The sequence below is a fragment of the Undibacterium sp. SXout7W genome (genome assembly GCF_049339385.1).
Taxonomy (GTDB): Bacteria; Pseudomonadota; Gammaproteobacteria; order Burkholderiales; family Burkholderiaceae_D; genus Undibacterium.
Genome location: NZ_JBMPPF010000001.1, coordinates 16,963 through 33,573, shown reverse-complemented (window position 1 = coordinate 33,573; position 16,611 = coordinate 16,963). Strand labels below are relative to the sequence as shown.

Annotated in this window: 13 protein-coding genes and 1 riboswitch; of the genes, 5 read left to right on the top strand and 8 right to left on the bottom strand. The window is 50.1% G+C overall.

The genetic code is table 11. The annotated features are described in order from the left end of the window. Positions 1-98 precede the first annotated feature (98 nt). The 4 genes from thiD to thiC form a co-directional block, all read right to left on the bottom strand. Positions 99-920, bottom strand: coding sequence for a bifunctional hydroxymethylpyrimidine kinase/phosphomethylpyrimidine kinase (gene thiD, locus ACO0LB_RS00135; protein ID WP_423045290.1), 822 nt, complete (start codon positions 918-920; stop codon positions 99-101). Further along, a complete protein-coding gene (locus ACO0LB_RS00130) occupies positions 920-1,723 on the bottom strand; it encodes a thiazole synthase (RefSeq protein WP_423045288.1) in 804 nt (267 codons plus the stop codon). The genes thiD and ACO0LB_RS00130 overlap by 1 nt, the downstream gene beginning before the upstream one ends. 94 nt (positions 1,724-1,817) lie before the next feature. Next, positions 1,818-2,018, bottom strand: coding sequence for a sulfur carrier protein ThiS (gene thiS, locus ACO0LB_RS00125; RefSeq protein WP_423046102.1), 201 nt, complete (start codon positions 2,016-2,018; stop codon positions 1,818-1,820). 12 nt (positions 2,019-2,030) lie between these two features. After that, positions 2,031-3,956, bottom strand: coding sequence for a phosphomethylpyrimidine synthase ThiC (thiC, locus tag ACO0LB_RS00120; protein WP_423045286.1), 1,926 nt, complete (start codon positions 3,954-3,956; stop codon positions 2,031-2,033). An 82-nt stretch (positions 3,957-4,038) separates the two neighbouring features. Further along, positions 4,039-4,142: riboswitch (TPP riboswitch) on the bottom strand. A gap of 269 nt (positions 4,143-4,411) precedes the next feature. Here thiC and ACO0LB_RS00115 point away from each other — a divergent pair. The 5 genes from ACO0LB_RS00115 (at position 4,412) to ACO0LB_RS00095 (ending at position 13,035) form a co-directional block, all read left to right on the top strand. Continuing rightward, positions 4,412-7,297, top strand: a complete 2,886-nt coding sequence (locus ACO0LB_RS00115; RefSeq protein ID WP_423045284.1) for a valine--tRNA ligase — start codon at positions 4,412-4,414, stop codon at positions 7,295-7,297. Between the two features lie 384 nt (positions 7,298-7,681). Then, positions 7,682-8,143: a DUF2147 domain-containing protein gene (locus tag ACO0LB_RS00110; RefSeq protein ID WP_423045282.1), complete on the top strand. Its 462-nt coding sequence runs from the start codon at positions 7,682-7,684 to the stop codon at positions 8,141-8,143. Between the two features lie 319 nt (positions 8,144-8,462). Beyond that, the gene (locus ACO0LB_RS00105) at positions 8,463-8,711 is read left to right on the top strand and encodes a YdcH family protein (protein ID WP_423045280.1); all 249 of its coding nucleotides are present in this window, start codon (positions 8,463-8,465) and stop codon (positions 8,709-8,711) included. 366 nt (positions 8,712-9,077) lie between these two features. Then, on the top strand, positions 9,078-10,781 hold the full coding sequence (locus ACO0LB_RS00100; protein ID WP_423045278.1) for a methyl-accepting chemotaxis protein: 1,704 nt from the start codon (positions 9,078-9,080) through the stop codon (positions 10,779-10,781). 628 nt (positions 10,782-11,409) lie between these two features. Continuing rightward, positions 11,410-13,035: a methyl-accepting chemotaxis protein gene (locus tag ACO0LB_RS00095; RefSeq protein WP_423045276.1), complete on the top strand. Its 1,626-nt coding sequence runs from the start codon at positions 11,410-11,412 to the stop codon at positions 13,033-13,035. Positions 13,036-13,289: 254 nt separating this feature from the next. Here the strand turns inward: ACO0LB_RS00095 and ACO0LB_RS00090 are convergent, their stop codons facing one another. The 4 genes from ACO0LB_RS00090 to ACO0LB_RS00075 all read right to left on the bottom strand — a co-directional run bounded on the left by ACO0LB_RS00090 (position 13,290) and on the right by ACO0LB_RS00075 (position 16,599). Next, positions 13,290-14,099 (bottom strand): DUF3025 domain-containing protein, encoded by an 810-nt coding sequence (locus tag ACO0LB_RS00090; RefSeq protein WP_423045274.1) that lies wholly within the window; start codon positions 14,097-14,099, stop codon positions 13,290-13,292. A gap of 182 nt (positions 14,100-14,281) precedes the next feature. Continuing rightward, positions 14,282-15,343, bottom strand: a complete 1,062-nt coding sequence (gene pyrC / locus ACO0LB_RS00085; protein WP_423045272.1) for a dihydroorotase — start codon at positions 15,341-15,343, stop codon at positions 14,282-14,284. Between the two features lie 169 nt (positions 15,344-15,512). Further along, positions 15,513-15,767, bottom strand: a complete 255-nt coding sequence (locus ACO0LB_RS00080; RefSeq protein ID WP_423045270.1) for a hypothetical protein — start codon at positions 15,765-15,767, stop codon at positions 15,513-15,515. A gap of 103 nt (positions 15,768-15,870) precedes the next feature. Next, a complete protein-coding gene (locus ACO0LB_RS00075; protein WP_423045269.1) occupies positions 15,871-16,599 on the bottom strand; it encodes an amino acid ABC transporter ATP-binding protein in 729 nt (242 codons plus the stop codon). Between the last annotated feature and the right edge of the window lie 12 nt (positions 16,600-16,611).

The window sequence follows — 16,611 nt, the reverse complement described above, 5'->3', positions numbered from 1 at the left end:
TACAAGCACTTATCGTACAAGCACATCATGCCTTCGTCGCCATGCCTTGCTGGGATAATTTTGCGTAAGTCCTATTGTTGTTGATGTTGATGCTGATGTTACTGACGCTGCGTTATTGAATGGGCACGTCGCTGCGGAATCAGTTGTCCATCGGCGATGGCATACGCCTCCTGCAATGCCGCCTGCGTATAGAACTGCGCCTGCGGCAATGCCTGCGCCAGACTATTTCCCACAGCCAGTTGCCCGGCAATGGCAGAGGCCAGCGTACAGCCACTCCCATGGAATTCACCCGCCAGGCGAGGCCATTCCCATTCTCCCGCTACTTGCATCTGGTCCCGATGAAACCAGCTGTTTCTGACCATCGCACCATCGGCATGACCACCTTTGATCAGCACATCCTGACACGCATTCTGCAACAAGCGTTGCGCCTGCTCTGCGATACCTGATGCCTCAGGAAACAAGCGTCTGGCTTCCGGCAGATTCGGCGTGATCAGGGTCGCCACTGCCAGCAGCGGTTGTATTGAAGCCACCGCATCATCAAGCGCTAATGCATCGCCATGCCCGCTACCCAGCACCGGATCAAGCACCACCGGTAAATCTGGCTGCTTACGCCGACATTGCTGAATAAAACTGGCGAGCGTCGCTGCATTTTTTCTGTGCGCAACGATGCCAATTTTGATGGCAGCGACAGGTATTTTGGCCATCAGCGTCATTGCCTGTTGCAGAATGATTTGCGCATCCACCGCATGCACCGCGTAGGCATGGTCGTTATCCTGCACGGTTAATGCGGTGATGACGGGCAAAGCATGTGCGCCCTGCGCGGCAATCGCCTCAATGTCTGCCTGAATGCCTGCGCCACCGCTGGGATCATGTCCGGCAAACACCAACACGCAAGGGCGCTGCGGGATGGACTTTGCCATCAGACGATGCGTCCTGCCATCGGTGAGGATGGCGACGCGGCAAACTTGCGCGGCATGCGTCCTGCCAGAAATGCTTCACGCCCCGCCTCCACCGCCAGCCCCATTGCCCGCGCCATCCGCACCGGGTCTTTGGCACCGGCAATCGCGGTATTCATCAGCACGCCGTCGCAACCAAGCTCCATCGCAATCGCTGCATCGGACGCTGTGCCAACGCCTGCATCCACCAGCACCGGCACCTTGGCCTGCTCAATAATCAGCGATAAATTCCACGGATTCAGTATGCCCATGCCGGAACCAATCAATGACGCCAGCGGCATCACTGCAACGCAGCCGATGTCTTCCAGCATACGCGCCTGAATCGGGTCGTCGCTGCAATACACCATCACGTCAAAACCATCCTGCACCAGTATTTTCGCGGCTTTCAGGGTTTCCGGCATATTCGGAAACAAGGTTTTTTCATCGCCCAGCACTTCGAGTTTGCACAGCTTGTGACCACCTAATAATTCACGACCAAGCTGCAAAGTGTAGACCGCATCTTCCGCGTTATAGCAGCCTGCCGAATTCGGCAAGATTGTGTATTTGGATGGCGGCACCGCATCCAGCAAGCTCGGCGCATTCGGGTCTTGCCCGATGTTCACACGGCGAATCGCCACCGTAATAATTTCCGCACCCGCCGCTTCGGTCGCCAGTCTGGTCTGCTCCAGGTCTTTATATTTTCCACTGCCAACCAGCAAGCGCGAACGGTAAGTTTTACCAGCGATCGTCAAGCCACGCTCTGTTTGATTTTGTGTTTCTGTTTGCATATCCACATCCTTTCTGTTTTTACTAAGCAGCGGTGCATCATGCATGACCCATGCTGACCATCAGTAGCATGCGCGCCGCTGCACTCAGATCACATCAACCACCGCCGATGGCGCGTACCACATCCACTTTGTCATCCGCCTGCAATGCGTGATCGGCCCAGCGTGAACGCGGAATAATCTGACGATTCACCGCCACCGCAATCGCTTTGTCCATCAAGCTCAGATCGGCAATCAGTTCAGCCAGCAACTGTGCTGGCTTGAGCTGATGTGGAGCGCCATTTAACTGGATTTCCATCATCGCCACCGCTTACTGTTTTTTATAAATTTCAGCACCGGATTTGATGAATTCCACCGCCTTGACTTCCATCCCTTTTTTCAAAGCATCGATTTCACTGATACCTTGGTTCGCTGCATAATCACGGACTTCCTGCGTGATTTTCATCGAGCAGAAATGCGGCCCGCACATAGAGCAGAAATGCGCGACTTTGGCAGAGTCTTTCGGCAAAGTTTCATCGTGAAATTCGCGGGCTTTATCCGGATCAAGACCGATGTTGAACTGATCTTCCCAGCGGAATTCAAAACGCGCTTTCGACAAGGCGTTATCGCGGATTTGCGCACCCGGATGGCCTTTCGCCAGATCGGCGGCATGCGCGGCGATTTTGTAGGTGATGATGCCGTCTTTAACGTCGACTTTATTCGGCAAACCCAGATGCTCTTTCGGTGTGACGTAGCACAGCATGGCAGTGCCATACCAGCCGATTTGCGCCGCACCGATACCAGAAGTGATGTGGTCGTAACCCGGTGCGATATCGGTCGTCAATGGTCCCAGTGTGTAGAACGGCGCTTCGTGACACTGTTCGAGTTGCAGATCCATGTTTTCTTTGATCAGGTGCATAGGCACATGACCGGGTCCTTCTATCATCACCTGTACATCGTGTTTCCACGCTATCTGCGTCAATTCGCCCAGGGTTTTCAATTCACCGAGTTGCGCTTCATCGTTGGCGTCGTAAATCGAACCTGGCCGCAAGCCATCACCCAGACTGAATGACACATCGTAGGCTTTCATGATCTCGCAGATGTCTTCAAAATGCTCGTACAAAAAGCTTTCTTTATGATGTGCCAGACACCATTTCGCCATGATAGAACCGCCGCGCGAAACGATGCCTGTCATGCGTTTCGCCGTCAGCGGCACATATTGCAAACGCACGCCGGCATGGATAGTAAAGTAATCAACGCCCTGCTCGGCTTGTTCTATCAGCGTGTCGCGGAAAATTTCCCAGGTCAGATCTTCTGCTTTGCCATTCACTTTTTCTAAAGCCTGATAAATCGGCACGGTACCGATAGGCACAGGCGAATTGCGAATGATCCACTCGCGGGTTTCGTGGATGTGTTTTCCGGTTGAGAGATCCATCACGTTGTCACCGCCCCAGCGTATCGCCCAGGTCATTTTTTCGACTTCTTCGCCGATCGATGAAGTCACAGCGGAGTTACCGATATTGGCGTTAATTTTGACTAAAAAATTACGCCCGATGATCATGGGTTCGACTTCAGGATGATTGATATTCGCTGGAATAATGGCACGACCGCGGGCGATTTCGGAACGCACGAATTCCGGCGTAATCTCATTCGAAGGATTGGAAAATGCGGCCGCGCCGAAAGACTGTCCCGGATGCTGGCGTCCCATCAATTCAGCCAGCTTGTTGCCCATAGGCCCGGACGCTTTTAATTGTTCCAGATATTCTTTGCGTTGCAGGTTTTCGCGAATCGCGATGTATTCCATTTCTGGTGTGATGATGCCTTGCCGCGCATAGTGCATCTGCGTGACGTTTTTGCCAGCCAGTGCGCGACGTGGTTTGCGTTTCAGGTTGAAGCGCAGTTCAGCCAGTTTGGGATCATTCAGTCGCGCAATGCCATATTGAGAAGTCGGGCCAGCCAGTTCTTCGGTATCGTTTCTTTCTGCAATCCAGTTACCGCGCACCGATGCCAGACCGGAGCGGATATCGATTTTGACGTCAGGATCAGTGTAAGGGCCGGAGGTGTCGTAGACGTAAATCGGTGGATTTTTTTCCGAGCCGAACATGGCGGGCGTATCCGACTGGCTGATTTCGCGCATGGGCACACGGATATCGGGGCGACTGCCCTGTACATAAATTTTGCGGGAATTCGGCAGCGGCTGTATCGCGGCTTCATCAACTGTCGCGGTGGCGGACAGAAATTGTGGGTTGGCATTCATTTTGGCTCCTTTGCTCTTTGCATAGTGGCAGGAGCCAGCAAAGGAGTTTGTAAAGAGGGTGCCGTATCAAGGTAGACGAAGTGGCAGTCTTTAGCAGCTTCCCTTCGCTGGCATTATCCAGATCAGGTTCGAGGGTATTTCTCACCCGTCATCGCACAAGTGCGGACAGGACCCCTAGCATTTATTTACAAAAAAAATTCAAGAAAGCGTGATTTCAATTTTATTCAAACCAAGCAAATCATTGAGATAGTTTTGCGTGACGGCATTATATAGGTATTTTCTTGACGCAGTCGATGGCAAAAAAGCATGATCATCGAACTGCTGTCTCAGATCACCGCTGCAAGCATAAGTCCGGAGTCCGGAGACAATTTTCAGGCAATCCTGTCGATTACAACTTGTCTGCGCCCGCTGTCATTTATAATCAAAGGTTTAGCACACTCAACTTTCAGACAATCATGGAATTAGCGAAGTCTTTCGAACCCGCAGAAATCGAACAACAATGGCGCTCCGAGTGGGAGAAACGCGGTTATTTCGCGGCCAGCATGGACGATGGCAAACCTTCATTTTCTATCCAGTTGCCGCCGCCGAATGTGACTGGCACGCTGCATATGGGGCATGCGTTCAACCAGACCATCATGGATGGTCTGACGCGTTACTATCGTATGCGCGGTTACAACACTGCATGGATACCTGGCACCGATCACGCCGGTATCGCGACACAAATCGTCGTGGAGCGTCAGATCGATGCGCAAAAAATTTCACGCCATGATCTTGGCCGTGAAAAATTCCTCGAAAAAGTCTGGGAATGGAAAGAAAAATCCGGGTCCACGATCACCGGCCAGATGCGTCGCATGGGCGCGTCCGCCGATTGGGATCGTGAATATTTCACGATGGATGCGGAACGCTCGAAATCGGTCACCGAAGTATTCGTGCGTCTGGTCGAGCAAGGTCTGATCTATCGCGGCAAACGTCTGGTGAACTGGGATCCGGTGCTGGGCACAGCAGTCTCGGATCTGGAAGTGGTATCGGAAGAAGAAGACGGCTCGATGTGGCATATCCGCTATCCGTTTGCGGATGGCTCTTCTCACAAATTCCCAACTACATTTGATGAGACAGGTAAAGCAACTGAATGGGAAGAACGCAATTTCATCGTCGTCGCAACGACACGTCCGGAAACCTTGTTAGGTGACGTTGCCGTGGCTGTTGATCCTACCGACGAGCGCTATCTCCATCTGGTCGGCAAGATGTTGAAACTGCCGCTGACCGACCGTGAAATTCCGGTAATTGCCGACAGTTATGTCGATAAAGAATTCGGTACTGGTTGTGTGAAGATCACGCCAGCGCATGACTTCAACGATTACGCCGTTGGTCAACGTCACAATCTCGACAAAATCAGCATCCTGACACTGGATGCAAAGATCAATGAAAACGCGCCGGCGGTGTATCAGGGCATGGATAGATTTGTGGCACGTAAGCAAATCGTGGCCGATCTGGATGCACAAGGCTTACTCGAATCCGTTAAACCACACAAACTCATGGTCCCACGTGGTGACCGTACGAATGTGGTGATTGAACCGATGCTGACCGATCAGTGGTTCATGGCGATGAGCAAACCTGCGCCGGAAGGTACGCATTTCCCGGGCAAATCGATCGCTGAAGTCGCACTCGAAAAAGTCGCTTCCGGTGAAATCAAATTCGTGCCCGAAAACTGGACCAATACCTACAACCAATGGCTCAATAACATTCAGGACTGGTGTATCTCGCGTCAATTGTGGTGGGGTCATCAGATTCCGGCATGGTATGGCGACAATGGTGAAATTTTCGTCGCCCGCAATGAAGCAGAGGCGACAGCAAAAGCCGCCGCCGCTGGCTATGCCGGTGCACTGAAGCGCGATGACGATGTGCTTGATACCTGGTTCTCTTCTGCGCTGGTACCGTTCTCAACGATGGGCTGGCCGGAAGAAACACCGGACATCAAACACTTCCTGCCTTCGTCAGTGTTAGTGACTGGCTTCGATATTATTTTCTTCTGGGTGGCACGCATGGTCATGATGACCACGCACTTCACTGGTAAGGTACCGTTCAACACCGTGTATGTGCATGGTCTGGTGCGCGATTCCAGCGGTCAGAAAATGTCTAAATCCAAAGGCAATACACTCGATCCGATTGATCTGATCGATGGCATCAAAGTCGATGATCTGGTCGCTAAACGCACAGTCGGCCTGATGAATCCTAAGCAGGCAACAGCGATTGAAAAAGCTACCCGCAAAGAATTTGCCGACGGCATTCCGGCGTATGGCACGGATGCATTGCGCTTCACGATGGCGAGCTATGCTTCACTCGGTCGCAATATCAACTTCGATCTGGGTCGCTGCGAAGGCTATCGCAATTTCTGCAACAAGTTGTGGAATGCGACCCGCTTCGTGCTGATGAATACCGAAGGTAAAGATTGCGGTTTCGGTACAGATGTGACAGATGCCGATCTCGATTATTCACAAGCCGACAAATGGATCATCTCGACGCTACAACGTGCTGAAGCAGAAGTCGAAAAAGGTTTTGCCGACTACCGCTTCGATAATATCGCTTCTGCCATTTACAAATTCGTCTGGGATGAATACTGTGACTGGTACTTGGAAGTCTCCAAAGTACAGGTACAGCAAGGCACGGAAGCACAACAACGCGCCACCCGTCGCACGTTGCTGCGCGTATTGGAAGCCACGCTGCGTCTGGCGCACCCTGTGATTCCTTTCGTTACCGAAGCACTATGGCAAACCGTTGCACCACTAGCTGGCAAGACCTTGAATCCAGCAGGCGACTCCATCATGGTGCAACCATATCCGCTCGCCGTGGCAGCGAATATCGACGAAGCAGCCGAAGCCTGGATGCATGCGCTGAAAGCAATGACTGACGCCTGCCGCAATCTGCGCGGTGAAATGCAATTGTCGCCAGCACTGCGCGTGCCTCTGTTGCTGCAGGCAGCGAATGCAGAAGAGAAGGCGCGTCTGCAATCATTTGCACCGTATCTGCAGGCGTTAGCCAAGCTGTCTGAAGTGCAGGTGCTGGACGCCTTGCCGGAATCACCGGCACCAGTCTCCATCGTTGGTGAATCCAAGCTGATGCTGAAAGTCGAGATCGACGTTGCTGCCGAACGCGAACGTCTGAGTAAAGAAATCACGCGTCTGGAAACAGAAATCGGTAAAGCAGAAGGCAAGCTCGACAATGAAAGTTTTGTCGCGCGCGCGCCAGCTGCGGTGGTCGCACAAGAGAAAGAAAGAATGGCGAATTTCTCTGCCACACTGGTCAAACTGCGCGAGCAATTTGCCAAATTGCCGGCCGCCTGATCACCACCATCTAGCTACCTGATATGGGTAGCTAGACGGTGGCGGCTATAGGTGGAAGTCTATATTGTCCCGATACCATAGAGTCTTGGTCCGCACTCTGGTCAACGCTCTAAAGTGGTTGCTCTAATAATGTTGTACGTGGTGACAAGATTCGCCACGTACAATATTTTCTGTAAAACAAGGCATGTCTGCTGCACATCACTACATCAGAATTTCAGTGCATCAGGACATCCCAGGAATAGTCTGTTGATCGCACCTGGCAACATATCTTCAGTTGCGCTGTTGATGTACTTGCTGATGTGCTTGCTGCACCATGCAACATCAATCACAGACTATGACCAACAACCACAGACAATGACATAAAACACCGGAGACTTTATAGCAATGCGTACACCATACACACCAAAAAAACGGCAACTGATTGCGGGCATACTCACTCTTTGCCTGATGGCGCTTGCACATGCCGAAGATTCTCCGGTCGGCTTATGGAAAAATATCGACGACAAATCTGGCAAACCCAAAGCATTGATACGCATCACAGAAACTGCTGGTGAATTACAAGGAAAAATTGAAAAATTATTTCTGGAACCAGATGCCGATAAAAATCCCAAATGCGATAAATGTGAAGGTGTCAATAAAGATCAACCCATTATCGGTATGACGATTTTGTTCGGACTCAAAAAAGATGGCGACGAATATAACGGCGGCAAGATTCTTGATCCATCCAATGGCAAGCTGTATCACAGCAAATTGACGCTCCTGGAGCATAGTAAAAAATTAAACGTACGCGGGTATATCGGCGCCCCTATATTTGGCCGCACGCAAACCTGGGTGCGGGAACAGTAAAAAAAGACTTTTCTTTTTCTGTACCTTGTATGAGATGGAACGTCATTCACCTCTCTGCAATAGAAAGGCAGCAATCGCTGCCTTTTTTGCATTTTCATTCACAGATAAAGAGAAATAAGACTCGTAGATAAGAACAGTTGCAATGACTGAATATGGATCAAAGCAGATGAAGATGACAATACTGCGCAATATCCGATATTGACAGCCGCGAAATACTTGGGATTCCTTGATATAGATCAGCACCAAAATTGTGCATCCACATACGATGACCATCAGAGAGATTTTTTTAGATATATCAGATTCATCACAAGGAGTCACCATGCAAGTTGATCATCACCCATTGTCCACTGATTTTCCAGAATTCAAAGACGCAATCCATACACTCAAACTGAACAATGCTCATTTTGCTAAATTGTTCGATGAATACGGTGATGCAGATAAAGCCGTGAACCGCGCAGAAAATGGCGTTGATCACTTGGGTGAAGCAGCCCTGGAAAATCTGAAAAAAGTGCGCATTTCCCTCAAAGATCAGTTATTCCAGTTGCTGCAAACCAATAGCAACGCCTGATACAGGCCATTTGGAACAAGCGCTAAAGCTTTAGCGCTTACTATTTTGTTACTCCGTTGTTGTGTCAAACTGACACAACAACGTTCAGGATTGCTGCTGACAGTTAATCATCAGCGCCATCAATAGCACTTCCCCACACCAGGCAGATCAATGTTATTGTTGGTTTTTGTGCCAAATCACACACGTTTCGCCTGAAAATCATTGCACAACTACCGTCAAGCGATATCGGGCACACTGCCAGCGTCAGCGATTGGGGCTGTAAATGACTGGCATCAAGTTTGCTTGTATTGATTTGTATACACAGGGTGCCAGCCCTGTCCCGCAGAATCACTGCGCAAATTCATCAAGCCGGAATTGGATCTGAATATGAACATCAATCATCTTAAAATCGGAACACGTCTTGGCATTTGTTTTGCCATTATTATTTTCCTGTCATTTTCAGCCACGGGCATCGCCATGTGGCGTCTGCATCTGACTGCGATTGAAACGCAGAAAATGATGACCGAACCTCTGACAAAAGAACGTCTGATTTCTGACTGGTATCGCTATATACAAAGCGCCGTCAGACGTACCACGGCCATCGCCAAAAGCTCCGATACTTCTCTGGTCAGTTTTTTTGCTGACGATATTGCAGCTACCAGCAAAGGTGCTTCGGATTCGCAAAAAAGCGTCGAGCAACTGCTTACTACGGACAAAGAAAAAGCTTTGTTCAATGCGATTTCTGAAAAACGTAAAATTTATGTCACTGCACGCGATGCGATTGTCAAAGCCAAAGAAGAAAATCGTACCGAAGATGCTAACCGTCTGATTGAGGGCACATTTCTTCCCGCCGCCAAGTCATACCAAGAGCTGATACAAGAATTGCTGGAAGATCAGCGTAAAAACATCAATGTCACTGCAGCTGAAATCACTGCCAGCTACAACAACAGTAAACTTCTGTTGCTCTCCTTAAGCCTGGCAGCCCTGTTATGTGGCATTGGTTGTACGTGGATACTGGCGCGTAGTTTGCTCAGACAACTGGGTGGCGAACCCAACTATGCTGTCGGCATTGTGCATCAGATCGCCACCGGTAATCTGACAGTCGATGTGCAGACCAGTGATGGTGACCATAGCAGTCTGCTGTTTGCCATGAAAAGCATGCGCGATAGTCTGGCCGCCATCGTCGGCAATGTCCGCGCTGGTACAGAAACAATTGCAGCAGCGTCAGATCAGATCACGGCAGGTAATCTGGATTTATCAGCACGCACTGAAGCCCAGGCAAGTTCACTCGAAGAAACAGCAGCTTCAATGGAAGAACTCAATTCCACGGTTCGCCAGAATGCAGACAATGCGCGTCAAGCGAACCAGTTGGCAGCCTCGGCATCCGAAGTGGCAGTCAAAGGTGGGCATGTCGTGGCGCAGGTGGTTGATACGATGCATGCGATTAATAGCTCTGCCGGCAAAATTACAGAAATTATCGGCGTGATCGACAGCATCGCGTTTCAGACGAATATCCTCGCTCTGAATGCGGCAGTCGAAGCGGCAAGGGCTGGCGAGCAAGGGCGCGGCTTTGCGGTGGTTGCGACAGAAGTTCGTAATCTGGCGCAGCGCAGCGCAGCAGCAGCGCGCGAAATCAAGGTGTTGATTGGTGATTCAGTCGATAAAGTCGGCACTGGTAGTAAATTGGTGGCACAAGCTGGTACGACGATGGAAGATATTGTGACCAGTGTGCAACGTGTTGCCGATATCATGCGCGAAATCACATCTGCCAGCCAGGAGCAAAGCCAGGGCATTGCACAGGTCAATCAGGCCATTAACCAAATGGACGACGCAACGCAACAAAATGCATCGTTGGTAGAAGAAGCTGCCAGCGCATCAACTTCACTGCAAGATCAAGCCCGGCATCTGACTGGCATCGTCAGCGTCTTCCGTCTGGAAACGATGAGCGCACCACCCTCTGCTGCGTCACCAACACGTTTACAGAAATATAAACAACCAGCTCACCAGCTCACACCGAACAAGGCAGTGCGACAACCGAAAAAATTGGCCAACGGGGCAGCCAAGATCGACGATGAATGGGATGAATTTTAATCAGCCCGCTTGATACCAAGCGTATCCAGCAGTATGCATCTCAACGCTGATACGTGCGAAAGCGGATCAATAGACATGCCGACCTCAGTGTCGGCATTTTTTATGCCCTGCCTGTAACACTATCAGTCCAGAAATAGTGAGACGACAGTCACGGCTGAATAAGAGATCGGCCACTCATGATCTATTAATGATCAATGGTGCGCTATCGCCCCCAGCGCCCAGCACCACACAACTCCCCTTCCTCATTCAGAAATTCAATACCGGTGTGGCATATCCGCATCGATTGGTATCTAGCCGTACTTATCAGTATAGATCGACATATATTCGATCACGTTTGAAACAAATCGACTCAAATAAACGGCAGTAAGCGACAAATAAAAAAATAATCAAGCGGTTTACCTGAAGCAAACAGTCTAATAGTTGCGCAAATACAATACTATTGAATATTTTCAGCACGAGTGTTCGCAAACCAAGCAGAATACAAGGTTCAATATCCAATACTGTTTCAAATAGATAATCTGGCTCCACACAAGTCTGCCTATCTATCAAAAATACACCGGCCAGAACGCACATTACCCCTGTGCAGTCATTGCTGAGACGCATAAATTGATTATCATCAGGAGACCACATGAAACAACTTGCACACTTAAAAATCAGTGCACGACTCGCTCTGGGCTTTGGGATCGTATTGCTATTTGCCACCGGCTTATTGCTCCTCAGTCTGTACCGCATGAGTCAGCTACAAGGATCTACCGACTATATTTTTAACAACAAGGTCGCCAGCCTCAGTGCCGCAACCGAGATGCGCGAACAGGGGCGTGCCATCGCCTTGGTATTACGCAAAATGGCAGCACCGAGTGATCAGGCGGAAGCCGAACGTGAATCCAAACGTCTGGTGCAGACGCTGGAGAAATACGAGCAGTCAGAAGCTACCGCTAAAAAACTGATTGAAAACGAAGATGGAAAAGCATCACTGAAACACTCAGGAGAACAAAAACAAGTAGTCCTCACGATTGCCAGCAAAATCAAAGGTCTGGTGGGTGAAGGGAATTACTTTGATGCCGCTTCGCTGCTGCAATCAGAGTTTAATGCGCCCTATGAAAAATGGATGACTGAACTGAGTGCGCTGGCACAGCAGCAGCATGCCGCCATGAAAATTACGTTTGACGAGTCGCAAAACAACTACCGCAGCGCGATGTTGAGTATGGTAGTGATCGGTGTTCTGACGTTAACACTCGGCTCCTTTGCCGCCTGGCTGATCACGCGCACGATTGTAGGTCCTGTCAAAAATGCAGCTGCCTTTGCCAACCATATCGCCAATAGTGATCTGACGAATACGATCGAAGTCACCGGTCATGATGAACTGGCAGATATGCTGCAATCGCTGCAGCAGATGCAAACCAATCTGTTAAGCACTGTTTCGCAAATCAAATCCAGTACCGAAACCATTACCGTTGCTTCGCAGGAAATCGCTTCCGGTAATGCAGACCTGTCGAGTCGCACGGAATCTCAGGCAAGCTCATTGGAGGAAACAGCCAGTTCAATGGAAGAATTGACCAGTACAGTCAGGCAAAATGCCGATAATGCCCGTCAGGCTAATCAATTGGTCGTTTCTGCCACCAATGTTGCAGTGAAAGGGGGCGAAGTCGTAGGACAGGTAGTCAATACGATGGGGTCAATCAAGGAGAGTTCACGCAAGATTGTCGATATCATCAGCGTCATCGATGGTATCGCTTTTCAAACAAATATTCTGGCGTTGAATGCGGCCGTCGAAGCAGCGCGTGCCGGTGAGCAAGGCAGAGGCTTTGCGGTGGTGGCCTCGGAAGTCCGTAATCTGGCGCAACGCAGTGCCAGTGCGGCAAAAGAAATCAAGACACTGATTGACGACTCAGTCAGTAAAGTCGAGCAAGGTAGCAAACTGGTGGATGATGCAGGAAAAACCATGGATGACATCGTTAATAGCGTGCGGCATGTCGCTGATATCATGAGTGAAATTACCGCTGCGAGCCAGGAACAGAGTTCCGGTATTGAGCAGGTCAATCTGGCGATCACGCAAATGGATGAAATGACGCAACAGAATGCCGCACTGGTTGAGCAAGCGGCTGCGGCTGCCGAAAGTATGGAAGAACAGGCACTGACACTGGCACAAGCCGTCAGCGTATTCAAAACCTCACGCGATGGTGTACAACGCAGCACGCCACAAGCGGCACTACATGCCACTGCTATCCCAATGAACAGACGACTGGCTTCCTGAGCGGAATCACATCGACGCGCCTACGTTTGTTTTGCGCTTGTTTGTTTTGCGCTGGCATTTTCTTCTGCTGCCAGGTCAGCATCGAACATTCAATATCCAACAAAGGAATCAGACTCGCAAAGTCTGATTCCTTTTTCTTTTGGTGAATGGAGTCAACATTGATCGCGACTAATGAGCAATTAATGAGGAACTAATGAGCGACAAACGAGGAACGAACTGGCGACGAACTAACGACCAGCAATATCGCACACGATCTACGCCGCAATCTTCACTCGCCTGGAGCGAAACACGCTGGTGTCAGCATAAAATGCGGCGTCCTGTTGCGGCCACCAACCGGGGATTCCCAACACTGGCAACGGAGTGTAATCCGCCGTCGTCAGCGGATGCGTCATCAGTTGCTGCGCCAGTTGTCGGTCAATATAGCGACGTTTTTCTTCGGGGCTATCAACAAAATAGGCTGGCGCTACACGCAGTATCCATGCGTGTGCAGTGATGGCTTTGTATGGTCGCACCAGCTTTTCCATCAACGCGTGTCCAAAGCTCCAGACCTCTGCATACTGTCTGAATGCCTGCCTTTGCTGGATGAATGCGGACGACCATTCATGCGCGCGTAACGCCTGGATCAGTGCGTCGCCAGCAGCCGAGTTTTCTACCACCAGCAAAGCCGAGTTTTCATCAAAAATGGTGGCAGCATCCCGGGCCGGGCCGCGCGATTTTCCTATGCCAAGTTCGGCAATCTGTTGAGCCTGCAATGAGTTCAATTGCCGTTTGATCGCAGGAAACGTCAGCCAAACCAGCGCGTTAAAAAAATCGTGCAAATTTTCCCGCGTTGGTACTTTTCCGCTCGCACTGATGTGTGCTTCATAGGCGATCCCCTCCGGCAATTCTTCTTGTGGAATAAATTGCAGGGGCAAATCGCGGTGATTGTGCAACTGCCGATCACTCGCCAGTTGATTCAGCCGGATGCGCCAGTCGGCTGCCGAGATCAGGTGTTGAGCCTGATCTCGCACCGTATCAAACCACGCGGCTGACCAGTCGATGCCATCAAAAAAACGTTCGCTCATCTCCTATCCGCTACGTGGCGTCCTTGCTCAGATTCTTTGTTTGCACTCATTACGTGAATTCGTTATGTTCAGCCTGATGTACGGCACATTGTATGCGGTACATTTTGTACAGTTATTGTGTGCACTCATTGTGTGTGGTCATGCTGTGAACACACGATGCCCCTCATTGCCTGCATCCCGTTTCACGCAGTCAGCATTTTCCAGTGTATGGTTTCGCCGCTGTTGAGCGGCACGATTGTCGAATCGGCAAATGGCAGCTCTGTCGGCATAATCCAATCCTGTCGTTGCAAGGTGATGGTGCCGCTATTGCGTGGCAATTGATAAAAATCCGGACCATTAAAACTGGAAAACGCTTCCAACTTATCCAAAGCACCGACCTGATCAAATGCCTGTGCATACAATTCCATCGCATGCAGAGCTGTATAACAACCGGCACAACCGCAGGCATGCTCCTTCAAACCTTTCGGATGTGGCGCAGAATCGGTGCCTAAGAAAAAGCGCGGACTGCCGGAGGTGGCGGCAGCTACCAGAGCCTGACGATGAGTTTCACGTTTCAGCACTGGCAGGCAATAATAATGCGGGCGGATACCGCCTTTGAAAATTTCATTCCGGTTATACAGCAAGTGATGTGCCGTGATGGTAGCGGCCACCGGGCCGCTGGCCTCTGCTACATAGGCGGCGGCATCACTGGTGGTGATGTGTTCGAACACCACTTTCAGTTCCGGCATGTCTTTACGCAACGGTTGCATGACGCGATCAATAAATACCGCTTCACGATCAAATAAATCCACTTCTGGATCGGTCACTTCACCATGCACCAGAAATGGCAAACCCACTTCTTGCATGACTTCCAGCGTTTTATAGCAATTTTTCAGATCTGTCACACCAGCATCGGAATTGGTCGTGGCACCCGCCGGATACAGTTTGACAGCATGTACAAAGCCGCTGTCTTTTGCCCGACGGATTTCATCTGGCGGCGTGTTATTGGTCAGATACAAGGTCATCAAGGGCTCAAATGCCATGCCTTCCGGTAACGCCGCCAGGATGCGTGCGCGATAAGCGGCAGCCTGTTCCGTGGTCGTGACGGGCGGTTTCAGATTCGGCATCACAATCGCTCTGGCAAACTGTGCCGCCGTATGCGGCAATACGCTGGCCAGCGCCGCGCCATCGCGCAAATGCAAATGCCAGTCGTCGGGGCGGGTGATAGTAAGAGAGGAAATAGCGGAAGTAGCGGAAATAGACATGTCGGCTTTCTGATTCAGATTCGGTGCAAATTCGCAATGAGCGACATTTTACCTTTCCACAGGGGATGCTGAAAGAATAAAAAAATACTCCCCCTGAGTAATTTTAAAACTGCCTTATTTCTTGGTGGTCAGCGGGCAATTGAAGCTTATTTTAGGGGGAGTATCTGTTTTATCCCTGAATTACGTGAAAATATTCGATGGAATGACAGGTGAAACGAGGTATGAATTGTGCAAGCACTGATGCGCCGTAGTCGCCAACACTATACGTCAGCATATCAAACTGACCTGATAGAACTATCAAAGGAGAGAAGGTGTGATGAAAATGCAGTCCATCAATCCAGTGATTGATAGTTGATGGTCGATGGTTGGTGGTTGATTGATGCCTGCTGAATTTGTTTTCTGCAGGCATCAACATATTACTCATTAGATATTGCTGAATGCATGTGGCTCAGATTATTCAGGTCACGCGGAACAAACAGCGCAAGCTCCGAGTGAGTTTGAATACCGGCCTGAGATTCAAACTACCATTAATGCGTAATAATCTTTGCCAGGAAATCGCGCGCACGATCAGAACGGGCATTGGTAAAGAATTCATCTTTAACACAATCCTCCACGATCACCCCTTTATCCATGAACACAATACGATTTGCCACTTTCTTGGCGAATCCCATTTCATGCGTCACGACCATCATCGTCATGCCATCCTGCGCCAGACCTACCATGACATCCAGCACTTCATTGATCATTTCCGGATCAAGTGCAGAGGTTGGTTCATCAAACAACATAGCAATCGGGTCCATCGACAATGCACGGGCAATCGCCACACGCTGCTGCTGACCACCGGACAACTGCCCTGGAAATTTATCCTTATGTGCCAGCAGGCCCACACGATCAAGGTATTTCAGACCACGCTCGGTTGCTTCTTCTTCCGAACGTCCAAGCACCTTGACCTGACCCAGCGTCAGATTTTGACGAATAGACAAATGCGGAAACAGTTCAAAATTCTGAAACACCATCCCGATGCGGGCGCGTAATTTCGACAGATTGGTTTTAGGATCACCAACCGACACACCTTCGACAGTGATTTCTCCTTTTTGGAAAGGCTCAAGACCATTCACTGTTTTAATCAGGGTAGATTTACCGGAACCAGACGGGCCACATACCACCACCACTTCGCCCTTGGCAACTTCAGTCGTGCAATCCGTGAGTACCTGAAACTGGCCGTACCATTTGCTGACATTATTTAATTTGATCATGTTTATCTCCAG

Coding starts and splice junctions, on each gene's coding strand:
- ACO0LB_RS00105 (WP_423045280.1), top strand. CDS start 8,463: ATGCAAGTTGATCATCACCCATTGTCCACTGATTTTCCAGAATTCAAA.
- ACO0LB_RS00130 (WP_423045288.1), bottom strand. CDS start 1,723: ATGCAAACAGAAACACAAAATCAAACAGAGCGTGGCTTGACGATCGCT.
- ACO0LB_RS00095 (WP_423045276.1), top strand. CDS start 11,410: ATGAAACAACTTGCACACTTAAAAATCAGTGCACGACTCGCTCTGGGC.
- ACO0LB_RS00100 (WP_423045278.1), top strand. CDS start 9,078: ATGAACATCAATCATCTTAAAATCGGAACACGTCTTGGCATTTGTTTT.
- ACO0LB_RS00075 (WP_423045269.1), bottom strand. CDS start 16,599: ATGATCAAATTAAATAATGTCAGCAAATGGTACGGCCAGTTTCAGGTA.
- thiD (WP_423045290.1), bottom strand. CDS start 920: ATGGCAAAGTCCATCCCGCAGCGCCCTTGCGTGTTGGTGTTTGCCGGA.
- ACO0LB_RS00080 (WP_423045270.1), bottom strand. CDS start 15,767: ATGAGTAATATGTTGATGCCTGCAGAAAACAAATTCAGCAGGCATCAA.
- thiS (WP_423046102.1), bottom strand. CDS start 2,018: ATGGAAATCCAGTTAAATGGCGCTCCACATCAGCTCAAGCCAGCACAG.
- pyrC (WP_423045272.1), bottom strand. CDS start 15,343: ATGTCTATTTCCGCTACTTCCGCTATTTCCTCTCTTACTATCACCCGC.
- ACO0LB_RS00115 (WP_423045284.1), top strand. CDS start 4,412: ATGGAATTAGCGAAGTCTTTCGAACCCGCAGAAATCGAACAACAATGG.
- ACO0LB_RS00090 (WP_423045274.1), bottom strand. CDS start 14,099: ATGAGCGAACGTTTTTTTGATGGCATCGACTGGTCAGCCGCGTGGTTT.
- ACO0LB_RS00110 (WP_423045282.1), top strand. CDS start 7,682: ATGCGTACACCATACACACCAAAAAAACGGCAACTGATTGCGGGCATA.
- thiC (WP_423045286.1), bottom strand. CDS start 3,956: ATGAATGCCAACCCACAATTTCTGTCCGCCACCGCGACAGTTGATGAA.